General features: G+C 70.6%; 1 protein-coding gene. It reads right to left on the bottom strand.

The features are described from left to right. The coding region (gene katG, locus B9S61_RS01585; protein ID WP_103540571.1) for a catalase/peroxidase HPI at nt 1-2,227 on the bottom strand (2,227 nt) is incomplete at its 3' end. Nucleotides 2,228-2,299: the final 72 nt, after the last annotated feature.

Below are 2,299 nucleotides of genomic sequence, written 5' to 3' on the forward strand. Positions count from 1 at the left end.
CGAGGTCGAACCGGTCGAGGTTCATGACCTTGTCCCACGCCTTGACGAAGTCCGTCACGAACTTCTCCCCGGCGTCGTCGCTCGCGTAGACCTCGGCGAGCGCGCGCAGTTCGGAGTTCGATCCGAAGACCAGGTCGGCTCGGGTGCCGGTCCACCTGACCTCTCCGGTGCCCGCGTCGCGGCCCTCGAACATCGTCCGGTCCTCGGACGTCGCCTTCCAGGTGGTGCCCAGGTCGAGCAGGTTGACGAAGAAGTCGTTCGTCAGGGTGCCGGGGGCGGTGGTGAGGACACCGGGCGACGACTGCTGGTGAGTGGCGCCCAGGACGCGCAGACCGCCGACGAGGACCGTCATCTCGGGGGCGCTCAGGGTCAGCAGGTTGGCCTTGTCCAGCAGCAGGAACTCGGCCGGCAGGCGGTTGCTCTTGCCCTGGTAGTTGCGGAAGCCGTCGGCGGTCGGCTCGAGGGCGGAGAACGACTCCGTGTCCGTCTGCTCCTGCGACGCGTCCACGCGGCCCGGTGTGAAGGGAACGTCGATGTCGAAGCCGCCGTCCTTGGCGGCCTTCTCGACGGCCGCGGCGCCCGCCAGCACGATCAGGTCGGCGAGCGAGACCTGCCTGCCGCCGGTCTGCGCCGAGTTGAAGGACTCCCGGATGCCCTCCAGCGTGCGCAGCACCGTCGCCAGCCGGTCGGGGTCGTTGGCCTCCCAGCCGCGCTGCGGTTCCAGGCGGATGCGCGCGCCGTCGGCGCCGCCGCGCTTGTCGCTGCCGCGGAAGGACGAGGCCGACGCCCAGGCCGTCGACACCAGTTCGGACACCGGCAGACCCGAGGCGAGGACCTGTGTCTTGAGGGCGGCGATGTCCGCGGCGTCGATGAGGTCGTACGTCCGCTCGGGCAGCGGGTCCTGCCACACCAGCGTCTCGGCGGGCACCTCCGGGCCGAGGTAGAGCGACTTGGGGCCCATGTCGCGGTGGGTCAGCTTGAACCAGGCGCGGGCGAAGGCGTCCGCGAACTGGTCCGGGTTCTCCAGGAAGCGCCGGGAGATCGGGCCGTAGACGGGGTCGAGGCGGAGGGCGAGGTCCGTCGTCAGCATGGTCGGCTGATGGCTCTTCGACGGGTCGTGGGCGTCGGGCACGGTGCCCGCCCCGGCGCCGTCCTTCGGCCGCCACTGGTGGGCGCCGGCGGGGCTCCTGAACAGCTCCCACTCATAGCCGAAGAGGATCTCGAAGAAGCTGTTGTCCCAGGTGGTCGGTGTGTCGGTCCAGGTCACCTCGAGACCACTGGTGATCGTGTCGGCGCCCTTCCCGGTGCCGAAGGTGTTCTTCCAGCCGAGGCCCTGCTCCTCGAGGCCGGCGGCCTCGGGGTCGTCGCCCACGTGGTCGGCCGGGCCCGCGCCGTGGGTCTTGCCGAAGGTGTGGCCGCCGGCGATCAGGGCGACCGTCTCCTCGTCGTTCATCGCCATCCGCCGGAACGTCTCGCGGATGTCGCGGGCGGAGGCGATCGGGTCCGGATTGCCGTTCGGGCCCTCGGGGTTGACGTAGATGAGGCCCATCTGGACGGCTCCGAGCGGGTTCTCCAGTTCGCGCTCACCGGTGTAGCGCTCGTCGCCGAGCCAGGTGGACTCGGGGCCCCAGTAGACGTCCTCCTCGGGCTCCCAGACGTCGGTGCGGCCGCCGGCGAAGCCGAAGGTGGTGAAGCCCATCGTCTCCAGGGCGACGTTGCCGGAGAGGATCAGCAGGTCGGCCCAGGACAGGCTCTTGCCGTATTTCTTCTTGACGGGCCACAGCAGGCGGCGCGCCTTGTCGAGGTTGGCGTTGTCCGGCCAGCTGTTGAGCGGGGCGAAGCGCTGCTGGCCGGCCCCGGCGCCGCCGCGGCCGTCGCTGATGCGGTAGGTGCCCGCGCTGTGCCAGGCCATACGGACGATGAGCGGTCCGTAGTGGCCGAAGTCGGCCGGCCACCAGTCCTGAGAGGTGGTCAGCACCTCGGCGATGTCCCGCTTCACCGCCGGCAGGTCGAGGGACCGGAACGCCTCGGCGTAGTCGAAGTCCTCGCCGAGCGGGTTGGCCACCGCCGGGTTCTTGGCCAGGATCTTCAGGTTGAGACGCTCGGGCCACCAGCGGTGGTTGCCTCCGCCCTGGGTGGGGTGCGGGGCGCGTCCGTGCGCGACCGGGCAGCCACCCGCCTCCTCCGCCTTGGGTTCGGTGACGATCGCGTCATGGTTCTCGGTCATGCGAGTCCTTCCGAGTGAAACGGTTCGCGCAGCGCAGGTACTGCGGGAGTGGAACGGCCGGGGCACGGGCCC

This window comes from Streptomyces sp. SM1 (assembly GCF_002910825.1).
GTDB classification, from domain to species: Bacteria; Actinomycetota; Actinomycetes; order Streptomycetales; family Streptomycetaceae; genus Streptomyces; species Streptomyces okerensis.